General features: G+C 44.8%; 21 protein-coding genes. 10 read left to right on the forward strand and 11 right to left on the reverse strand.

Going from position 1 to position 20,447, the window contains the following annotated elements; translation table 11 throughout:
* Positions 1 to 2: 2 nt before the first annotated feature.
* The gene (locus tag L3Q72_RS18890) at positions 3 to 698 is read right to left on the reverse strand and encodes a putative N-acetylmannosamine-6-phosphate 2-epimerase (RefSeq protein WP_275133752.1); all 696 of its coding nucleotides are present in this window, start codon (positions 696 to 698) and stop codon (positions 3 to 5) included.
* Positions 699 to 948: 250 nt separating this feature from the next.
* On the opposite strand from L3Q72_RS18890, the gene L3Q72_RS18895 reads away from it, so the two are divergent.
* From L3Q72_RS18895 to L3Q72_RS18930, 8 genes are all read left to right on the forward strand, one after another.
* A complete protein-coding gene (locus L3Q72_RS18895; RefSeq protein WP_275133713.1) occupies positions 949 to 1,914 on the forward strand; it encodes a sialic acid TRAP transporter substrate-binding protein SiaP in 966 nt (321 codons plus the stop codon).
* Positions 1,915 to 1,976: 62 nt separating this feature from the next.
* Complete coding sequence (locus L3Q72_RS18900) at positions 1,977 to 2,498, forward strand: TRAP transporter small permease (protein WP_275133753.1); 522 nt, start codon at positions 1,977 to 1,979, stop codon at positions 2,496 to 2,498.
* Between the two features lie 6 nt (positions 2,499 to 2,504).
* Positions 2,505 to 3,788 carry a TRAP transporter large permease gene (locus L3Q72_RS18905; protein ID WP_275133714.1) on the forward strand — a complete coding sequence of 428 codons (1,284 nt, stop codon included), beginning with the start codon at positions 2,505 to 2,507 and terminating at the stop codon, positions 3,786 to 3,788.
* 50 nt (positions 3,789 to 3,838) lie between these two features.
* The gene (locus L3Q72_RS18910) at positions 3,839 to 4,729 is read left to right on the forward strand and encodes a dihydrodipicolinate synthase family protein (RefSeq protein ID WP_275133715.1); all 891 of its coding nucleotides are present in this window, start codon (positions 3,839 to 3,841) and stop codon (positions 4,727 to 4,729) included.
* 149 nt (positions 4,730 to 4,878) lie between these two features.
* Positions 4,879 to 5,712 carry a MurR/RpiR family transcriptional regulator gene (locus L3Q72_RS18915; protein ID WP_275133754.1) on the forward strand — a complete coding sequence of 278 codons (834 nt, stop codon included), beginning with the start codon at positions 4,879 to 4,881 and terminating at the stop codon, positions 5,710 to 5,712.
* Positions 5,713 to 5,898: 186 nt separating this feature from the next.
* Positions 5,899 to 7,047, forward strand: coding sequence for an N-acetylneuraminate epimerase (locus L3Q72_RS18920; RefSeq protein WP_275133755.1), 1,149 nt, complete (start codon positions 5,899 to 5,901; stop codon positions 7,045 to 7,047).
* A gap of 231 nt (positions 7,048 to 7,278) precedes the next feature.
* Entirely contained in the window at positions 7,279 to 8,457 is a 1,179-nt protein-coding gene (locus L3Q72_RS18925; protein ID WP_275133716.1) for an MFS transporter, read from the forward strand.
* A 433-nt stretch (positions 8,458 to 8,890) separates the two neighbouring features.
* Complete coding sequence (locus L3Q72_RS18930) at positions 8,891 to 9,538, forward strand: transporter substrate-binding domain-containing protein (protein WP_275133717.1); 648 nt, start codon at positions 8,891 to 8,893, stop codon at positions 9,536 to 9,538.
* A 106-nt stretch (positions 9,539 to 9,644) separates the two neighbouring features.
* Here L3Q72_RS18930 and L3Q72_RS18935 read toward each other — a convergent pair whose 3' ends face one another.
* The 9 genes from L3Q72_RS18935 to agaR (L3Q72_RS18975) all read right to left on the reverse strand — a co-directional run bounded on the left by L3Q72_RS18935 (position 9,645) and on the right by agaR (L3Q72_RS18975) (position 17,594).
* A complete protein-coding gene (locus L3Q72_RS18935) occupies positions 9,645 to 10,499 on the reverse strand; it encodes a tagatose bisphosphate family class II aldolase (protein ID WP_275133718.1) in 855 nt (284 codons plus the stop codon).
* Positions 10,490 to 11,680, reverse strand: a complete 1,191-nt coding sequence (gene nagA / locus L3Q72_RS18940) for an N-acetylglucosamine-6-phosphate deacetylase (protein ID WP_275133719.1) — start codon at positions 11,678 to 11,680, stop codon at positions 10,490 to 10,492. The genes L3Q72_RS18935 and nagA overlap by 10 nt, the downstream gene beginning before the upstream one ends.
* Positions 11,670 to 12,107 (reverse strand): PTS galactosamine/N-acetylgalactosamine transporter subunit IIA, encoded by a 438-nt coding sequence (agaF, locus tag L3Q72_RS18945; protein WP_275133720.1) that lies wholly within the window; start codon positions 12,105 to 12,107, stop codon positions 11,670 to 11,672. Before agaF ends, nagA begins: the two co-directional genes overlap by 11 nt.
* A 61-nt stretch (positions 12,108 to 12,168) precedes the next feature.
* Positions 12,169 to 13,053, reverse strand: a complete 885-nt coding sequence (gene agaE, locus L3Q72_RS18950) for a PTS N-acetylgalactosamine transporter subunit IID (protein ID WP_275133756.1) — start codon at positions 13,051 to 13,053, stop codon at positions 12,169 to 12,171.
* Entirely contained in the window at positions 13,043 to 13,819 is a 777-nt protein-coding gene (agaW, locus tag L3Q72_RS18955) for a PTS N-acetylgalactosamine transporter subunit IIC (protein ID WP_275133721.1), read from the reverse strand. Before agaW ends, agaE begins: the two co-directional genes overlap by 11 nt.
* 18 nt (positions 13,820 to 13,837) lie before the next feature.
* A complete protein-coding gene (agaV, locus tag L3Q72_RS18960; protein ID WP_275133722.1) occupies positions 13,838 to 14,311 on the reverse strand; it encodes a PTS N-acetylgalactosamine transporter subunit IIB in 474 nt (157 codons plus the stop codon).
* Positions 14,312 to 14,334: 23 nt separating this feature from the next.
* Complete coding sequence (locus tag L3Q72_RS18965; protein ID WP_275133723.1) at positions 14,335 to 15,504, reverse strand: SIS domain-containing protein; 1,170 nt, start codon at positions 15,502 to 15,504, stop codon at positions 14,335 to 14,337.
* Positions 15,501 to 16,808: a D-tagatose-bisphosphate aldolase, class II, non-catalytic subunit gene (locus L3Q72_RS18970; RefSeq protein WP_275133724.1), complete on the reverse strand. Its 1,308-nt coding sequence runs from the start codon at positions 16,806 to 16,808 to the stop codon at positions 15,501 to 15,503. The genes L3Q72_RS18965 and L3Q72_RS18970 overlap by 4 nt, the downstream gene beginning before the upstream one ends.
* 9 nt (positions 16,809 to 16,817) lie before the next feature.
* Positions 16,818 to 17,594 carry a transcriptional repressor AgaR gene (gene agaR / locus L3Q72_RS18975; protein ID WP_275133725.1) on the reverse strand — a complete coding sequence of 259 codons (777 nt, stop codon included), beginning with the start codon at positions 17,592 to 17,594 and terminating at the stop codon, positions 16,818 to 16,820.
* A 126-nt stretch (positions 17,595 to 17,720) separates the two neighbouring features.
* On the opposite strand from agaR (L3Q72_RS18975), the gene L3Q72_RS18980 reads away from it, so the two are divergent.
* Entirely contained in the window at positions 17,721 to 17,858 is a 138-nt protein-coding gene (locus tag L3Q72_RS18980; protein WP_275133726.1) for a hypothetical protein, read from the forward strand.
* A 92-nt stretch (positions 17,859 to 17,950) separates the two neighbouring features.
* Here L3Q72_RS18980 and agaR (L3Q72_RS18985) read toward each other — a convergent pair whose 3' ends face one another.
* The gene (gene agaR, locus L3Q72_RS18985; protein ID WP_275133727.1) at positions 17,951 to 18,718 is read right to left on the reverse strand and encodes a transcriptional repressor AgaR; all 768 of its coding nucleotides are present in this window, start codon (positions 18,716 to 18,718) and stop codon (positions 17,951 to 17,953) included.
* Positions 18,719 to 18,976: 258 nt separating this feature from the next.
* On the opposite strand from agaR (L3Q72_RS18985), the gene uhpT reads away from it, so the two are divergent.
* Complete coding sequence (uhpT, locus tag L3Q72_RS18990; RefSeq protein ID WP_275133728.1) at positions 18,977 to 20,371, forward strand: hexose-6-phosphate:phosphate antiporter; 1,395 nt, start codon at positions 18,977 to 18,979, stop codon at positions 20,369 to 20,371.
* The last annotated feature ends 76 nt before the right edge of the window (positions 20,372 to 20,447 follow it).

A 20,447-nucleotide genomic window follows, 5' to 3' on the forward strand; every position in this document is an offset into this window, starting at 1 on the left:
TGTTATACCTCTACAGACCTTGTTGCTGAATTAAACCATTCGGTGACAACTTCCAAACGAGTGAGAGCCGATCCAACAGTCACAGCTACCGCACCATTCTCAATAGCTTTTGCAGCTAGTTCCGGAGTGTTATACCTTCCTTCTGCCATAGTAAAATAGCCTGCCTGAGAAAACTTACGGACAAGTTCAAAGTCAGGATTCGTTGGCACTTCATTACCACAGTACCCTGATAAGGTTGAACCAATAATATCCACCCCATGAGAGTTGGCCCACTCCCCATCTTCAAAGCAACTGCAATCAGCCATAGCAAAACAACCAGCGCTCTTTATTGCATCTGCTATTCGAACCCGAGATTCTGGTCTTTTTCTGTCTGTTGCATCAAACGCAATAATGGTTGCTCCTGCGCCTGCTAAAGCTTCAACATCTGAAATCAAAGGAGTAATACGGACAGGTGTAGAATCAAAATCACGCTTTACAATACCAATAATTGGAATATCTACCACCTCTGAAACAGCTTTTACATTACTTACACCTTCAATTCTCAGCGCTTTTGCACCAGCTTTGGCTACGGCAACTGCCATCGCGACGATTATCTCTTGCGTATCAAGCGGACTCTCTGGAACCGGCTGTATAGACACCACCGTCTGGCTCTGCAAATTTTTCTTTAATTCTTTAATATTCATTACCTTACCTTTCATATCAAACCTCATTTCATTAGCATTTTGAAAAAAAAGTTCATTACAGTGCGGTATAGAAACAATTAAAAATATCCGCAAAAACCATTCACATCGTGAAATATTGTCCGCGATCACATTTCCTAAACACTGCAATTGAAAAAAATCTTCACCAACATAATAATCCATAACGAAGATTATTTTCAAATAAAATAAAAATTTTTTTTGAGTGTGATTTAAACTTACATTGTTACCGGATAAAAAGGGGTCAAATATGAAAACCATGAATAAGATTTCGATTGCATTGCTTGCTATGGGATGCGCAGCATCCGCAAACGCGGCAATGAAACTTAAGATGGGAATGCAACCTGCAGTAGGTTCTGTTGAGTACGAATCTGCTTCTTATTTAGCAGATACTATTAAAGAGCTAAGTGGCGGGGAGCTTGAGCTGACTCTTTATCCAAGCGCTCAACTTGGTGATGATCGTGCGATGATGCAGCAAGTAACCATGGGCGATCTGGATTTCACCTATGCCGAATTTGGCCGTGTTGGCCTATGGATTCCCAGAGCTGCTGCGGTAATGCAACCTTATGTGATTAAAGATTACGACCATATTCGCAGAGTATTTGACTCTTCCTGGGGTAAAAAAATCCGCGATGAAATGCTAACTAAGTTTCAGTGGCGAGCGTTGGATACTTGGTACAACGGTACCCGCCAAACAACATCAAACAGGGCTCTAGATAATATTAGTGACTTTAAAGGTCTGAAACTACGTGTCCCTAATGCAAAATCTTTGCTGAGTTATGCCAAATATTCTGGTGCATCTCCGACACCAATGGCGTTTTCTGAGGTGTACTTAGCGCTTCAGACTAATGCCGTCGATGGACAGGAAAACCCTCTTCCAACAATTAAAGCTATGAAGTTTTATGAAGTTCAACCTTATCTGGCTATAACCAATCATGTTGTGAATGACAATATGATTGTCATGTCAGATGTAACATGGAACAAATTGACAAAAGAACAGCAGGATATCGTGAGCAAAGCGGTTAAAAAAGCCGGGGAGCGCCACACAAAAACCGTTCAGGAGCAAGAGGCCAACCTGATTTCATTCTTTGAAAAAGAAGGAGTGAAGGTAACTTACCCTGAGCTATCACCTTTCAGAGAAGCCATGCAACCTCTGTACAAAGACTTTGACGATAGTGTAGGCCACCCTGTAATTGAGAAAGTGACTAACATGTAATTATTAACCCAATAATTGCATTGTTTAAACCTATAGAGTTTGAGCTGGCCGTATAGCCAGCTCTGGAGCATAAAATGTTTCGTAAGATTTTTAAGCATATTGAAGAAATTATCACCGTGCCATTGATGGTCATTTTGCTAGGGTTACTTACCTGGCAGATTGTCACACGCTGGTTACTCAACGATCCTTCATTGTGGAGTGAAGAGCTGGCAAGGGTTCTTTTTATGTATATGTCGTTAATTGGATGTGCCTACGCGATAAAAACCAGTACGCACGTCAATATTACTTTTTTCTCGGATAAGCTTCCAAAACACGCTCGTGTACTTTTGATTATTAGTCTGGAGTTAGCGGTATTAGCATCAATAGTTGCCATTATCTATCTGGGCTATCAACACGTACAACGTACAGCGTTTTTTGAGCTTATTACATTGGGAATTTCAGCAAAATGGATGAACTACAGCCTTCCTTTAGGTGGTTGTTTCATGGTGTTCAGGCAATTGCAAAAGCTATATGGCCTTGTATTAGATTTTAAAAATTGTAGTGAAAAAGGCGTTTCAGGTAAGTCTGAAGCGATAGAGAGGTAACAAAACATGGCTGGTTCTATTTTTGGGTGGCTTGCACTCTTATTTGCAGGTATGCCAGTTGGTTTTTCACTGATTTTTGTTGCACTGATGTTTCTAGTGCTGACAAATAGCACCGGAATCAACTTTGCAGCACAACAGATGCTGGGCGGTATCAATAACTTCACACTGCTTGCTGTTCCTTTCTTTGTCCTAACCGGACATTTAATGAATAGTGCAGGAATCACAGAGCGTATTTTTAATTTTGCGAAAGCAATGGTTGGTCATATTACGGGCAGTCTCGGACACGTAAACATTATGGCAAGCTTGCTGTTTTCCGGCATGTCCGGTTCTGCTCTGGCAGATGCTGGCGGGTTAGGTCAGCTAGAGATTAAATCGATGAGAGATGCAAAGTATGATGATGACTTTGCTGGTGGCCTGACAGCAGCGTCATGCATCATAGGCCCACTAGTCCCTCCTTCGATCCCTCTTGTTATTTACGGTGTTGTTTCTAACACCTCAATCGGTGCATTATTTCTTGCCGGTGCGGTTCCTGGTCTTCTGTGTTGCGTAGCTTTGATGGTTATGAGCTACTTTATTTGTAAAAAACGCGGTTACATGACACTTCCAAGAGCAACCCGTCGCGAGCAATTAAAGTCATTTAAAGAAGCATTTCTTTCTCTGCTTACCCCAGTGATTATTATTGGTGGCATTTTCTCCGGTAAATTTACTCCAACAGAAGCAGCGGTTGTCTCATCTCTTTACGCGCTGTTTTTAGGCACGGTCGTTTATAAGCAGCTAACTCTGAAAAAATTTGTGGATCTACTGAAAGATACTGTAAACACAACAGCCGTTGTAGCTTTGATGGTAATGGGCGTTACTGTGTTTGGCTGGATCGTGGCACGAGAGCAGCTTCCACAGATGATGGCAGACTACTTCCTGACAATCAGTGACAATCCACTGATACTCTTGTTGCTTATTAACTTGCTACTACTATTTTTGGGTACCTTCATTGAATCACTAGCGTTGCTACTGCTATTAGTGCCGTTCCTGGTTCCGGTTGCAGCTGCTGTGGGGATTGATCCCGTTCACTTTGGAGTTATGGCAATTCTTAATCTGATGATAGGAATCCTTACTCCACCAATGGGTATGGCTCTCTATGTGGTTTCCCGTGTAGGTAATATTCCATTTCACACACTGACTCGTGGTGTGATCCCATTACTGGTTCCTCTATTTATTGTATTGTTTTTGGTTGCAGTATTTCCGCAGTTTACTCTTCTGCTACCTCAGTTATTTTTGGGCTACGGCTTATAAATTTTAAAGTGGGCAATTGTCCGTTATTTATTAAAAATTAGGATTAGAAAATGAATAAACTAAAAGGGCTTATCGCAGCGCCACACACGCCTTTCGATAAGGATAATAAAGTCAACTTTTCCGCTATTGATCAGATAGCTGAATTGCTAATTGAGCAGGGAGTCACCGGCGCCTATGTATGTGGCACAACGGGAGAAGGCATTCACTGCTCTGTAAAAGAGCGAAAAGCAATTGCTGAACATTGGGTCAAAGCCGCTGATGGAAAGCTTGATCTAATCGTTCACACAGGAGCATTAAGCATAATTGACACTCTGGACTTAACCAAACATGCGGATAATCTGGATATACTGGCAACATCAGCCATCGGGCCTTGTTTCTTTAAACCCGGAAGTGTGGAAGATCTGGTCGAGTATTGTTCTCAGGTTGCAGCAGCGGCTCCATCAAAGGGATTCTATTACTACCACTCAGGTATGTCTGGCGTTAATCTGGATTTAGAACAGTTTTTAATACAGGCCGATGGCCGGATTCCAAACCTGTCTGGAGCTAAGTTCAATAACTCTGATTTATACGAGTACCAAAGGTGCGTCAGAGTGGCCGACGGCAAGTATGATATTCCATTCGGTGTAGATGAGTTTCTTCCCGCAGGCTTAGCAGTTGGAGCGGTTAGTGCAGTGGGAAGCACTTATAACTATGCGGCCCCGCTCTACCTGGAGATCATTGAAGCATTTAATATGGGTGATCAGCAAAAAGTAACCCGTTTGATGGATAAAGTAATAGCCATTATCCGCGTGCTTGTTGAATATGGTGGTGTTGCTGCCGGGAAAGCAGCTATGCAGTTACACGGCATTGATGCGGGGAACCCTCGAGCTCCGATTAAGTCTCTGACCGAATCACAAAAAGCGGATGTAGTTGCAAAACTAAGAGACGCAGATTTTCTGTAACTAGCTGAAAATCCGCCGAAACTTATACATGGGCATTGCGCCCATGTATACTAAGCCCCCCCATGACACTTAAAAGTTCACTCTTAAGTGTCAAATTAGATACGACTTTGTTACTTTATACAGAGAAAAACCACTTGAAAGAGGCTATTGTGAACGCGCCCAAAAACCTACTTGTTCGATTGCGATCGAATACTGAACCTTTAAGTAAAAAGCTTAGACAGGTTGCAGACTACGTTCTGGAAAATGCTTATGACGTTCAGTTTCAAACAATCACAGAGCTTGCCCGAAACACTGAAACAAGTGAAGCGACAGTGGTTCGGCTATGCCGGGATATGGGGTACAAGGGTTACTCAGATTTTCGTATGGCATTAGCCGTCGATATCAGCCAGGCTTCTAATCAGAAAAAAACACCACTGGAAGGCGATATTTGCGATATTTCTGCTCAGAGCGCAATAGCCAGCCTTGAAGATACTGCTAAGTTAATCAGTCGAAAATCACTGACAAGAATTTGTGATCATATTCATCAGGCAAAATTTATCAGTTGTGTAGGAGTTGGAGCATCAAGCATAGTTGGGCACTATCTCGCGTACAGACTACTCAGGCTGGGGAAAAAGGTAACTATGTTTGAGGATACCCATTTGGCTGCGGTAAGTGCTGCCCGATGTAGCGAAGGTGACTTATGGTTATCAGTCTCCAGTTCCGGCTCCACAAAGGAAGTGATTCATGCTGCGAGTCAAGCAGCTAAAAGGGAAATTCCGATCATAACCTTGACTAACATTAGTCATAGTCCACTATCAGCAATTTCCACAGAAGTGTTAGTGGCAGCACGCCCTGAAGGCCCCTTAACCGGAGGAGCCTTTGCATCAAAAGTAGGGGCTTTGTTATTAGTAGATGTACTAGTTAACTCTCTTCTGGAAACTTACCCGGAATACTCAAAGTCAGTTGTAGAAACCGCTGAAGTAGTTATGCCACTGATGAACTGACCTATCCAAACCTGTAGGCCATTTGAACTCACCATCATGGTGAGTTTTTTTTGTGAAAATAATAAAGATATTTTTTATTGTGATCATGATCGGAGATATATTTTTTCATTAAGTAATAATGTATTCGAAAAGCAAGATGAAAATATTCACAAAAAGACATAAGGACATCGATAAATGAAACTTAATATGAACAAAAGTGCTATTGCTGTTTTATTAGCTTCTTCTTTGGTTATTGGTCAATCAGCTTTTGCGAATGATAACTGGCCGGACTTGCCAGTGGGCCTTAAAAGCGGTGTTAGTGCTCAGCTCAGTAATAAGCTTTATGTTGGACTCGGTTCGGCTGGCAGCGCGTTTTATATGCTTGATTTAAATAATGTAGAGGAAGGCTGGCAGAAGAAGGCTTCATTTATTGGTCCTGAAAGAAATGGCGCAACGGCTTCAGTAGTCGGAGATGACATTTTTGTATTTGGCGGTGCGGGAAAAGTGGAGCCTACAGCCACTTCACCTGTTATTTTTAATACTGTATACCGCTACAATTCTTCCTCTGACTCCTGGTCTCTTGTAAATACAACTGCTCCCGTAGGTTTACTCGGAGCTGCCTCATACTCTCCGGATGACGAGACGATTGTTTTTTTTGGGGGCTACAACAAAGGGTATTTTGACAAATACCTTTCAGATATAAATGCGACGGACAAAGCATCTCAGCCTGAAAAGTGGCAGAAAATCGTAGACAACTATATGGGAATGAAGCCACTTGACTACAAATGGAACCGCTCCGTTATTCAGTTTAAACCAGCAACTGGTGCATGGGCAGAACTTGGTACTTCACCATATATACCAAACTGCGGCTCTGCTCTTGTTAGCCAAGGTACAATTTCCACCCTCGTTAGTGGGGAAATCAAGCCAGGTTTGAGAACTCCGGAAGTGAAGCAGTATCAGTTTGGTCAGCCTCAGCCGTGGCAAAGCCTTCATTCTTTGCCTGCTCCAAAGGGGTCAAATGTTCAAGAGGGCGTTGCCGGGGCATTTGCTGGCAAGAGTAATGGTGCACTTATAGTTGCTGGTGGCGCAAACTTTCACGGAGCTAAAAACGCGTTCGAGAGTGGAAAAATGTTTGCTCACAACGGTTTTAGCAAAGCCTTCAATGCTGAAATCTACGTTCTGGAAGACGGTTTGTGGAGCCAGTCTAACAGCCTTAAGAAAGGCATCGCCTATGGTGCTTCGTTTACGCTCGATAATGGTGTTTTGATTGTCGGGGGAGAGGACGGTAAACGCAAAGCGACAAAAGGTACGTATTTGCTTAGCTGGAACGGCAACTCTGTAGATATTCAGGACTAAGAGAAAATTATGCTGTTTATGTTACGAACTCAGAAACAAACTTGTGCTTGTGGGCGGTGAAAGCGGCAGGCAAAACGCATTAGCGAATGTTATATGGTTGAAAAAGTTTAACAGTACTTCCCCTATAGGTATTTAACTTTAACCAACAACAACGCTAACAATATCACCAGCAGGTGCCATTACACCTGTTGGTGATATTCCCTTCTTTATTGATCTTCCGGATTCCAACCTATGTTTACAAATAAATATCTGATATTGCTTTCTGTTGTTATGCTTCAGGCATGCATTGGTGGTACCTATGCATGGTCCATTTACGATGCCGAGTTTATCCGTAATTATGATGTTGACCCAAGGTTAGCTACATTGCCATTTAACCTGTTTTACGTGGTGTTTCCAGCCACTCTTCTCTTTTCTCATTCGGTTATTGCGAAGCTAGGAAGCAGAACTGCAGCCCAATTGGGAATACTTCTGTTTTCCATAGGATGGGGAATCGCTTCGTTAGGAGAATCACACTACCTCTTTACAATCATAGGCGTTGGGCTTATTGGGGGAGTTGGTGTCGGTCTTGCCTACCTTGTACCAATCAAAGTTGGTATATCTTGGTTTCCAGATAACGGTGGCTTAGTAACAGGGCTGGCGGTCGGCGGCTTTGCAGTTGGAGCAGCAGCGATTGGAGAATTATCAGAAGTGCTCATCCATGCAATGAAGATTAACCCTTTCCTGGCGCTAGCAATTACTGGAAGTCTTTACTTTATGGCTGGTATTTTCCCTGCTTGCTGTATGAATTTGAAGGAATCTGAACCGATCCTCAAAGCACACCCGAATAAGCTTAACTGGAAATTAGCTTGTCAAGATGTAGTTTTCAGGCGTTTGTTCTTAGCTATGACAGCTGGCCTGGCCACTGGTTTTTTTATTAATAGTAAAATAGTCATGATTGCCGGTGAAGGGTATCAGTCACTAATTTCCCTTGTTTCAGTATTTGCTATCTCAAACGCTCTGGGAAGAGTCATTTGGGGTTACTTTAGTGATAGGTTTAGAGTGAGTAGTTGCATGAGAGTAAACCTTGGTTTACAAGCTATTACTGTATTGGTTCTGTTACAGATTTCTTTTCTTAACTATGTACCAACACTATTGGCTGCAGTAGCAGGATTTCAATATGGCGGGGTATTGGTACTATATGCAACAGGAGTAAGGAAAATTTGGGGAGACGCAGCCTTTACTCAGGTGTATGCCTGGTTGTTTATGTCTAACATTGTTGCTGCGCTTATTAATACCATTTTGAGTAGTTCACTTAGTAATGTTAGCTTGAGTCAATTGTCTTTTATTTTGTTTTTCCTTGTATTTTCAGGTGTTGTTAGCCTTTTTAAGCGATTAAGTTCAAATAAATATACAACTCAGTATTATTGGTAACCTGATGATAGTAACTCCGGAATCTGGTTTAAGTCTATGCGAAGATGTATACCAGATTTTTGCGATTAGGAACTACCATTAAAATCATGGAGTTACTATTTTCTTTTCATTGCCATTATCACAAGTAGTATACTCCAACAAACTCGATAACACCGAATACAGATAAAGAAACCATTCCATCATTACCCCCACAGCTTTGAGTCAACGACTTGCAAAATTAAGGGCACCATACATACTGTCAATAGGTAGACGTGTAAAACATATCTATTACGTAGAGTCCTTCTTGCCTGATTAGGTTTATACCGAATTTCTTTACACGTAATCTCATGATTTAAAAGGCTATTCATTAATGGTAAAAATTGTCCTATTTCTTTTAACTTTTTCTTACTCATTATGCTTGTGTAGTGAACCCGTAACTATTGGGACTTACTATATGCCAGGCTTAATAGTTGATGAAAATAAAGGCCTGTTAATGTCGATGCACAAGGAAATATTCCGAAGGCTGGGCGTAGACAGTACATTGCTGTTTCAGCCAACGCTAAGAATACAAGCCTCATTTGAACATGGTCGATTGGATGCTTACTTCCCTGAGTTAGATGAAAACTTCCCTCAGGGGAATTTTGTGGTTTCGAAGCCATTCTATCAACGTAAAATACATTTGTTTACTCGAATTGATTCACGCTATCGCAATTTAAGCGATTTGAAGGGAAAGCTAATTGGGGCTGTAAAGGGCTACAGTTATGGGAAAAAAGTGACTAATAATTCGGATATTAGTCTAAGTTTCGCAAAAAGTGATGACGCCAACGTCGAAAGATTAATGAGAGGCTATATTGATGCCATTATTGGGGATGATATTTCCACATTTTTTTCCGTAATAAACAGCAAACACATAAGTAAAATATACTATTCTCCCGATGAACCCATCCATACACTGGACATGCATTACGTATGTCAAAATACGAATAAAGGCAAAAACCTTTGTGACGCTATCGATGCTGTTCTTTCAGATATGATAGATGAGGGCTTGATCGTATACGATAGAACCTCTGGTCAGCCAGCCATATTGATACCTAATAAATAAGTCTCTATTTTTTCCAAATCTGGCTGTTTTCCCTAAGACAGGGAGGCAAAGTACCTGCCTCCCTAATTAACTCACCAATACCTAAGGGGATGACTAAAATGGCAAGTTAAATTTTTCCCTCACTACCGCAGACACGGATCTTATCCATCACTACGCGTTTCATCGCCTCCTTACCCGGTACTATGTACTTTCGCGGGTCATTAGCTCCCGGATTCTCGGCGAAGTGATGTTTAACGGCGTCTGCAAAGGCGATCTTGAGTTCTGTCGCAACATTCACTTTACTGACACCCAATTCAATACAGCGTCTGACTGCCTCATCGGGCACACCTGATGCGCCGTGTAATACCAGCGGCACATCCACTCGTTCACGAATCTTTGCCAGACGGTCGTAATCCAGCATCGGCTCGGCTTTATACATACCATGCGCCGTACCAATAGCAACCGCCAACGTGTCAACTCCTGTAGAACGCACGAATTCAGCAGCCGCACCAGGGTCGGTCATTAGCGCGTCAGCACTATCAACGATCAGATCATCTTCCTGACCGCCTAAACGTCCCAATTCGGCCTCGACACTCGCATCAAAACGATTGCAGTACTGCACAACATCTCTTACCAGCGCAATATTCTGTTCAAAAGCATGGTGAGAGCCATCTATCATCACTGAACGAATACCGTGCTGAACCTTGTGCTGGATATCAGTCAATTCCTCATGGTGGTCAAGGTGCAACACCAAAGGTACTGAGTGCTTATGTGCTGCCTCTTTACAAATACTCACCAGATAATCGGTACCGGCATAACTGTATGTTCCCGGAGTACCCGCAAGTATCACTGGAGACCCCATCTCCGATGCTGTTTCAACAACAACCTGAACTGTCTCCAGGTTATGGATATTAAAAGCCGGTACGGCATAACCGCCAGCCTGTGCACGTTTTAACATTTCACGTGAAGAAATCAGATACATACTGCCTCCGATAAAGTTGTCTTGTCTGCGGCATACACCATGTTGCCGTCGACCCATGTATTTTGAATTTGTTTGCTGTCTGTTACCGCCACCATAGAAGCCTTCTTACCGACTTCAAGGGAGCCATAACGATCAGCGATACCAAGAAAGTTCGCAGGTGTCAGTGATGCAGATAACCACGCCTGCTCGAATGGCATATCCAGCCAGGCGGACAGATTTTTCACCGCGTCAATCAAAGTGAGAGTACTTCCTGCCAGGCCCCCTGCTTTCGTCCTGGCAATCCCCCCGGATACCTCAACCTGATACTCTCCCAGCATGTACTCTCCGTCAGGCATGCCTGCGGCCCGCATAGCATCGGTTATCAACATTAAGCGCTCACCACAGCAGCGATGTGCGACATCTATTGCGAGTGGGTGAACATGATGGCCATCGGCAATCATTTCTATATAACTGTCTGGCTGGCACAGTCCGGCACCGACAACGCCAGGTCCCCGGTGATGCAATCCACTCATTCCGTTATAACAGTGCACCAGTCCGTCAGCTCCGGCTGAAAATGCCGCCTGAACCTGTTCAGCTGTAGCATCGGTATGCCCAAGCGTCACCCGTACCCCGCAATTGCTCAGGTGATGAATGGCCTTCTCTGCGTTGACCTTCTCCGGAGCTAACGCCACCACCAACAAACTGCCATCTGAGTACGAAATCCAACTATCCAGCTCACGGGTATCCAGTTCGCGGAACAGGTGTTCAGGATGAGCCCCCTTATGCCTGGGAGTGAAATATGGCCCCTCAAGGTAAGCTCCTAACAGAGCAGCCCCACTTAGCCCCTTTCGCTTACTTTTTCCGACTTGTAGCAAAACCTGCTTAATCTTGTTAACCGGCGCTGTAACTGTGGTAGCAACAAATGCGGTCACCCCTTTAGCAGCGAAAAACCAGGACATAGCCTCCAGCCCTTCATGGCTGGCATCCATCACATCAAAGCCCACAGCGCCGTGCACATGAGTGTCGATCATTCCCGGTAATAGCGTACAGCCCCGGAAATCCTGACAAGGCTGAGAGCATTGGCTTTCCGGAAGCACAGCCTCGATTAAACCATCCGCCCCAACCACCAGCACCACGTTTTGGCGAAGCTCTGTCCCTATCAGAGCCTGACCAGCCCTGATATATTGCCGATCAGATGCCATCTTCCGCAGCTTCCTCTGTTTTATCGCTCTGTCCCAACTGTTCAGCCAGGCTGGTAATGCCGCGATGGCCACACTCCAGTGCCTGCCGGACAAACTCGTCGACAGATAACTCATCCCGCTCCAACAACATTTCTGCCGCCATTTGCAGGTTCGTTCCGGTTACCACGGCAACCTTGCTGCTTTCCTGACTCAACAGAGAAGCCGCTCTAAAAGGTGTCCCTCCCAGAAGGTCTGTCATAAACACGACTCCATCACCACTGTCCAGCTCTTGTATGGCATCACGCATCGCGGTTTCCAGCTGAGGCGTTGTTGCCTCAGGCGGAAAGTCTATCGCCCTGAACTGACTCTGCTCACCGATGATCTGTTCAATGGCCTTTTCTAATCCAGACGCAAAGCCACCATGACCTGAGAGTATTACTGCTAACATTTTGTATTCCTTAATCAGGAGCCGATTTGATCGGCTCCTGTCTCTGACTAAACGAAACCTATTACAAGAAGCCCATAAAGCGGCCAACAATACCCAGCACCATGGTAATGGTGATAAGACGTAACGGACTCCAGCCACGCTTCACAAGCGTGTACATACACAAGGTATATACAAGTGGAAGGAAGGCTGGCATCAGCTTGTCTATAACATCCGCTTGCAGCTTCACAACAGCATCACCTGCTGTAATCTCCGCCGTCGTTGCCAGACGTACATAGGTAGCCACCAATGCGCCAATTACCGTCATACCCACCATAGAAGCGGCATGTCCTACTTTTTTGGTGTTGGCTTTAATCATAGGGATAGCTGCAACACCCATCCGATAGGCGTAATGTGCCAGGCCAAATCGCAGGCCAAAGTGCACTACGTTAAACAGCACCATAAAGAAGACGGCACCCATAATGGAACCTTGCAGAGCCAGGTCGGCCCCAATACCGCCACAGATTGGCAACAGGGTCAGCCAGAACATAGCATCACCGATCCCGCCCATAGGCGCACCCACGGCAATCTTGGTACTCTGGATACTGTTGATATTCTGCTTGGAGCGCTCCATTGCCAGCACAATACCCATTACAAAAGTCACCAGGAACGGGTGAGTATTAAAAAAGCCCATATGCCCTTTCATTGACTTCGCAAGATCTGCCTGATTTGGGTGAATCTTCTTCAGCGCAGGAAGAATGCCGTAAAGCCAACCGGAAGCCTGCATACGCTCATAGTTAAAAGATGCCTGCAACAGCAATGAACGCCATGCCATGCGGTTGATATCAGATTTAGTCAGTTCAGCGCCAATTTCCTTGTTTTCATATTCATCGCTGCTCACACCAGGGGCTGGCTGAACGCTTGTATTGCTCTGGCGAAGATCCAGCTCATTGCTTACATTAGATTCCATCATTTAGCTCCTCTGCTGATGCTGCTACCGGGGTTGGTTCTGATTTACGCATATAATCGATGATGGCCATTGCAGTTACTGCCGCCGCAATTGCCAGAATTGGAAGTTCAAGCCATGCAGCTGCCACAAAACCAAGAATAAAGTATGGGATGTAAACGTTTTTCATCATGATTTTCATCAGAACCGCAAAGCCGATCGCTGGCATGATACCGCCCGCTACACCCAACCCATCAATCAGGTCCTTCGGCAGTTTTTCAACAATAGCTCCGGCGTGTTCTGCACCCAGGAAAATAGGCAGGAAAGCACACAGGAAATAGAAGGTACCCAGCACCGCCAGTGCAAAGTAGTTCACCCGTTCAATCCCTTTAGTGTCAGCATTATCTGCATACTCATCACAACGTGACATCACCGCAGACATGGCAGAGAAAAGTAGGGTGATACCCATCTGAACCGCCACGGCAAAAGGTACGGCAATACCAACGGCGACGTTAGGTTCAACACCGGTGGTAATCGCAAATGAAGTACCCACTATGGTGCCGATAATTACGTTTGGTGGCTGAGCACCGGCCAGAGGGGCCAGTCCCATCCAGATAAGCTCAAGAGTACCGCCTACCAGAATACCAGTATTCAGGTCACCAAGGATAAGGCCTACCAGAGGTCCTAAAACGACCGGACGGTGAAAGTGGGTAAGACCGTTAAACAGGTCTAGCCCGGCAAAAAAGGCGAGGATGCCCAGCATCGCTGCCTGTAATAATCCTATTTCCATGTTATTGCTCCTTAAGAATTAAAGTAGAGTAAAAATATCTGTTGCACTTTCTGTTGGAACTCCCTGAACCGTGCAGGAAACACCGAGCGCTTTTAATGTGTTAAAGTGTTCAATGTCATTGGCATCCACTGACACGGTTTTAGAAACCTGATTCTTTCCTTCCGCGTAGTGCATGTTACCCACATTGATCTGGGTAATAGGTACACCGCCTTCCACCAGGCTGCGGAAGTCTTTTGGTGAATTACAAACCAGCAAGATCTTCTGCCTGTCAGCGGCTTTGTGAATGGTGTCGATGGTCTTTTGGATAGACCAGAAACGGATAGCAATACCCTCAGCCAATACCATTTCCATCAGGTTCTGCTGGATCTGATCTTCAGCAACAGCGTCATTGGCTACCACAACAATATTTGCTCCGGCAAATCCAACCCACTGTACGCCAACCTGGCCGTGGACCAATCGTTCATCAATTCTGCTTAGTACAATATTAGGCATCTGTTTTTCTCTCACATTTTGAATTAGTTACTGTTATTAGCGTTATATGTATGAATAGTGACCCCCTGGACCACACGGTTCACTTCGCCTGTCGGACAGGGGTTATCGGGGGTAAGTCCCAGCTTCAGAGACTTACCAAGCGCAAGCATTTGGGTGAAAACAATGTATGGGAACAGCAACCATTGCTCGTCCAGGCCATTAGAGCCCAGCTCAACAACGGTATCGGCATCGAAACTTTCTGCGGTCAGTGCAACCTGACCAAGTACCTGACCATCAGCCTGCATTTCATTGTGCAGGTCAATGTCGTACTTTCTGGAGTAGGTATCGCTGGAAAAGAACTGGATAACCAACGAGCTACTATCAATGATAAATTTAGGTCCGTGACGAAAACCCAGCGAAGAATCAAACGCAGTCATTACCTTACCGGCACTCAGCTCTAATGATTTCAGAGCGGCCTCTCTTGCCAGTCCGGCAAAACCACCGTTACCCAGAACCACCAGGCGCTTGTATGGCAGATCCGTCAGTTGGCCAATTTTGCCGATCCAACTTTGAATATGTCGCTCACACGAGGTTGCCAACGTATCTACATTCTCACCAAATGCAGCCGTGTCGTCGTCTCCCAGTACTGCCAGCGAAGCCATCATCATGCAGGTAAAGCTAGAGGTCATAGCAAAACTCTTATCATTAGAACGCTCTGGCATGAGGACGCAAAGCGCGCTTTTTTCCTGGTCCGCGTATTGTGCCAGCTGACCTTCACCGTTACAGGTTAAGAACAGGTGATAGCATTCCGGAATAACCTGACTGGCCAGCTCTACCGCCGCCACACTTTCTGGGCTATTACCTGAACGGGCAAACGAAACCACCAGGGTTGGCCGGGCAGGATCAAGATACTGCTCTGGATTAGACACAATGTCCGTCGAAGCAATAGCTTCTACTGCAAAACGGTTGTTATTTTGAATAAACGGAGCCACTGCATCTCCGGCAAATGCCGATGTTCCGGCTCCTGTCAGGATGATCCGCAGATCCCGCTTTGCTTTCAGTGGCTGCATAAAAGCATCAATTTCATCTTTTTTGTCAGCCAGAATTCCTACCAACTGCCGCCATAACTCAGGCTGCTGATGGATTTCTCTGGCCGTATGTATCGCCTTGTGCTCAAGAAGCCAGGCTTCGTCATATCCCAGATAACTACTCATAATTGATTCTCCAGCGATAACTGCTTGTCTGGAAAACAAGCTCGCGCATATAGTTGGGTAACTTCCATTACCTTGTGAATGATTAATTCTTTCGGGTTGTTGGCTAGCGTGCCTTCCATCACGGCCCGGGCCTGATTGGTCATATACTGGCTGATAAGAGTGACAGGAGCCGGCCTCTCGGTTAGATTGCTGATCAGTTTATTGCACGCCTCTTCCACTTCTGGAAAAGGCCAGTAATAACGAATGCGGTCACTTAAACTGTATGAGCAATCTAAAAACTGTTGATGACCGGTTTCCTTGTAGTAAGAATGCCAATAGTCCCGGTTCTGATGCATCACCTGATCAAGAGTGGATCTTAGGTGAGAAGCGTTCAGACTCCCCAGCCACTCCTGCTCAATAGCATCCAGAGCGTAAAGTGCCTCTCTCAGAGCAAACGTCAGAGCTGGCCCCACTTTTAAAATGGCAAAGTGATCACGAACCAGTGCAAGGTATGACTCTGCAACCTGATAGTCTGTTGAGTGAGCCTCAAACACCATATTTGGGTAGGCTTCAATCATCTCAGACAGTGGTTTAGCTTTTTCTGGCTGGTAATGGATTACGTTATGATGATCAAACTCAACACCGGGTTGTACCACCAAACCGATTACCCGCTCCCAGGTTGACTCCAGGTCATGCTGTGCAAATGCGTCTTTGTGAGCCCGAATCGTCTGTTGCGCTGCATTTGGTGAGGTGACCTCTATCCCCTCATCCAGCGACTCCTGAGCACCGCCCGGAACAGGGACTTCCGTACCAACGATATAAACCGGTGCTTCGCCACCGCAAGTTTCCCAGGCACGCTCAGCTATCTGGCAAAGTCGTGCTGCACGGTTTGCGACCACCTCGTCACTCAGTGGCACAGGGTCGTCGGCACAGGACATAGAGCAATCAAGATGAATCTTACGAAAACCGGCTGATACATAGTCATGGATTAACACTTCTGACTTAAGCATTGCCTCTTCAGCATTCAAGTCTTGCCAGCAGTTAGGGCCTAAGTGGTCACCCCCCAACAAAATCTGTCCCCGGTTTAATCCGTTCTCTTCCGATAGCGTTTGTACATAATCGACAAAATCCGCTGGTGTCATACCTGTATAGCCACCATCCTGATTGACCTGATTAGAGGTGGATTCAATCAACAATAGTTGCCCGTCTTTTTTTGCCTGCTGCATTCCTGCCGCCAGCACAAAAGGATTAGCAGAGCAGACGGAATAGATACCTACCTGCTGGCCCTGCTTATGCTGTTTTATTAAATTAGTTAGTGCCTTCATCTCATCTCCTCAGCAGGTAATCTTGTCAGCAAGAATGACTTCTACGCCCATCCCCGTCAGGGTCTGATAGTAGTGCTGCGGAATCTGACTGTCGGTAATCAACATATCAATCTCATCCGCCCCACGAATCATGCAAAAGCTTTTACGACCAAATTTGCTTGAATCAGCGACAGCGATAACCTGTCGGGAAACCTCGCACATCGCTCTGTTTACCTGAGCTTCTCCCTGATTAGGTGTCGTTATTCCCGCTTCGAGATCAAAGCCGTCAACACCGAGGAAAAGCTTGTCAAACCGATACTCTTTCACCTGTTGCACACCATGAGATCCCATAAGAGAAAAGGAAGCGCGTCGCAGGTTTCCCCCAACCACGAATAAGTCAACATTGTTATAACCACTCAGTTGATGGGCGGTATTTAACGCATTGGTCATAACCACCAAATCCTTTTTCCTGCCCAAATAGGGAGGCATACAGGCGATAGTGGAGCCAGAGTCAAGAATGACTGCCTCTCCGTCCTGGACTAACGATGCAGCAACCGAAGCAATCTTTTCTTTCGCTGATTTATTCATCAACCCCTTACGATGCAGCGGTTGGTCAAAGGCAAAGTTGGGATTAAGTGTGGCACCGCCATAGCAACGGTGTACGCATCCCTGTTGTTCAAGCAGGTTAAGGTCATGACGGATGGTCACAGCGGAAACACCAAACTGGTCAGCAAATTGATCAACTTTGCCTTCGCCCTGCTGATGAATAAGCTCTATTATTTTTTGTCTGCGTTCCGAACTGGTCATCGTAACTCTCACATATTTCGTTTGATTTCGCTTAACAAGAAAACCTTTCGATTTCTTTCGGTGAGGATTACAACATTCTTGATAAATTTATTTTGCAAAGCAGATCACAAGGCATTAGGAAGGAAAATGAAAGAAAAAAAACTTTCACTTCAGGCAAAACGAAAGACTTTCGCAACAAGCTGTAGTGAGAGAAATAATAATAAGACCACACAGGGAAAGAAGTTTTACCTCTCAGGAACGAAAGATGCCCTCAAGAGAAGATAAATTGAAGAGTTTCAGTGTAACGAAGGATCGATGTCACGTTTTCGAATAAAAGGCGTTTTTCGCCTGCCATATCGTACAGTGTGCAGGCACAACTAATCAGCAATAATAACCTCCACACCGTGAGCCACAAGCGCATCGACATAGTGTTGAGAGATACCACTATCGGTGATCAGTACATCAATATCTTCAAGAGTCGCGATAATGCAGAAACTCTTACGGTCAAGCTTGGAAGAGTCACAGACCGCGATAATTGTTTTCGCCACTTTACACATGGCACGGTTAACCAAGGCTTCTCCTTTATGCGGGGTCGTGATCCCCAGATCCATGTCGAAGCCATCAACACCAAGGAACAGTTTATCAAAGCGATACTTAGCAAGTTGTTCCTCAGCATTTTCACCATGTAGTGAGAAAGCATTTTTCCGCACAGTCCCACCGGTGATCATTACCTCTATGTTTTCATAGCTGGTTAAACGGTAAGCTATATTGAGTGCATTAGTCATAACCACCAGAGCTTTATCTGATGGAAGTTGCTGAGCTATCTTGTCTGTCGTTGAGCCTGAATCCAGAATGATAGAATCGCCATCCTGAATAAGATCGACAGCCTTCTTTGCTATCTGGGATTTAAGATCAGCCTGAAGCAGCCCTTTTTCTTTCAGTGAACGGTCAAACGCAAAATGTTTGTTAATCGTCGCTCCACCGTAACAGCGTACAATGCAACCCCGCTTTTCCAGAACATTCAGATCATTACGAACAGTAACACTGGATACCTGATACTTACGGGCAAAATCTTCAACGTAACCAATACCATTTTCCTGAATATGTGTAAGTATCTCTTCACGGCGCTGTGTAGTTATTGTCATGGCTTATCAATTCGCTTACAAACGTATATCCCATTATTTTTTACTTTCTTGAAAAGAATGCAAGATCTAGCGTCTAGGTTTTGCCCGAAACTTCATTAATACTATGTTCTGACCAATATGTGATCCAGCACATGTTTATTTCTCCACTCCAGCAAAACTTAGACTATTTCTTAGTTAAGTTAAGTTTCCGTCTCATGCGCTCCACCTCGTAGCCTTCTTATAATTCAGCTCATAAACTGACCCCAATGAGGAAATATCATGCTGAAGATGCTCGAGCAGGTGCGTCGTCCTACTCTGGACATACCTGTTGAAGAACGAAAAAAAATGTGGTTTAAGCCATTTATGCAATCTTATCTGGTTGTATTTATTGGTTACCTGACCATGTACCTAATCCGTAAAAACTTTAACGTTGCCCAAAACGATATGGTTTCAACTTATGGTCTGAGTATGACCGAGTTGGGTATGATCGGTCTGGGTTTCTCTATTACTTATGGTATTGGTAAAACGGTGGTTTCCTATTATGCGGATGGGAAAAATACCAAGCAGTTCTTGCCATTCATGCTAATCCTTTCAGCCATCTGTATGATTGGTTTTGGTGTCAGCATGGGTGCATCAAGTACCAGTCTGTTTATGATGGTCGCTTTTTACGGTCTGAGTGGTTTCTTCCAGAGTACTGGCGGACCTTCAAGTTACTCCACTATTACAAAATGGACACCACGTAACAAACGAGGCACATACCTGGGTATGTGGAACATGTCGCACAACGTAGGTGGTGCGGGTGCTGCTGGTGTTGCTCTGTTTGGTGCGAACTTCTTCTTTGACGGCCACGTTCTTGGTATGTTTATTTTCCCGTCGATTATTGCCCTGGTAGTTGGCTTCTTTGGCCTGCGATATGGTAGTGACTCACCTGAAGCCTATGGTCTTGGTTCTGCTGAAGAACTCTTTGGTGAAGAAACCAGTGAAGAGGATATGATCGCTGAAGAAAATCAGATGACCAAACGTGAAATTTTCATGGAATATATCCTGAAAAACAAAGTAATCTGGTTGCTGTGTTTTGCCAACATCTTCCTTTACATCGTTCGTATTGGTATCGATCAGTGGTCTACAGTATACGCTTATCAGGAACTTGGCTTCTCAAAAGAAGCCGCTATTTCCGGCTTCACTCTGTTTGAAGTAGGTGCGCTGGTTGGCACACTAATGTGGGGTTACTTATCTGATCTCGCGAATGGCCGCCGTGCATTGGTTGCTTGTGTATCACTGACGATGATTGTTTTCTGTCTTGAGTTTTACCAACACGCCACCAGTGAGTTTATGTACCTTGCATCTTTGTTTGTACTGGGCTTCTTAGTGTTTGGTCCTCAGCTACTGATTGGTGTTGCGGCAGTTGGCTTTGTACCTAAGAAAGCAATCAGTGTTGCTGACGGTATTAAAGGGACATTTGCCTACTTAATCGGTGATAGCTTTGCTAAACTTGGTCTGGGTATGATTGCTGATGGCACACCTATTTTTGGACTGACTGGTTGGAAAGGAACTTTCGTTGCTCTGGATACCGCTGCTGTTATCTGTATAGGGTTACTTGTCTTTGTAGCGATTGCTGAAGAGAAGAAAATACGCAGGGAAAAACGGCTTCAACTGGCATCCGACAATGCGTAATCACTTAACAACTAAATAATTTTTACCCGAATACTGGTCATGCCATGTATTCGGGTTTTGTCGTTTTTATCTGACC

Origin of the sequence: Vibrio sp. JC009 (genome assembly GCF_029016485.1) — a bacterium.
GTDB lineage: Bacteria > Pseudomonadota > Gammaproteobacteria > Enterobacterales > Vibrionaceae > Vibrio.